This is a genomic window from Massilia sp. CT11-108 (assembly GCF_047302915.1).
In the GTDB taxonomy this organism is placed as follows: Bacteria; Pseudomonadota; Gammaproteobacteria; order Burkholderiales; family Burkholderiaceae_D; genus Telluria; species Telluria orientalis.
This window is the reverse complement of sequence record NZ_JBKYMO010001356.1, coordinates 1-347: the sequence shown is the minus strand read 5'-3', so window position 1 is coordinate 347 and position 347 is coordinate 1. Positions and strand designations below refer to the sequence as shown.

1 pseudogene is annotated in these 347 nt (G+C 74.4%); it reads right to left on the bottom strand.

From position 1 onward, the window contains the following. Positions 1-347, bottom strand: a pseudogene (locus ACEN88_RS34775) (permease); the annotation flags it as partial.

The following is a 347-nucleotide window of genomic DNA, read 5'->3' as shown; positions in this document are numbered from 1 at the left end:
AGCAGCACCGCGACGGCCGCGGCGTGCCAGCGGCATTGCGTGCGCAGGCGGCTCGGGGCGATGAGTTCCGCGAACTTCGGCACCGGCACGTGCGGCGGCAGGCCGGCGCGCAGGTGGTGCCACACGAGGAACGGGACGATCCGGTACAGCATGCCGTTCACGGCTGACATCGCGCAGCCCGCGAGGAAGCAGACGCCGACGAGGGCGTCCGATGCGCCGCCCGGCCAGGCGAACAGCCACGCGGCTCCGGTCAGCGCCGCGAGCGACAGCAGCCAGTAGGGCGTGCCGGCCGCCGTGCGCGTGCGTTTGCGCCGCAGCAGCAGGGAAGCGGCCAGGCCGGCATAGGC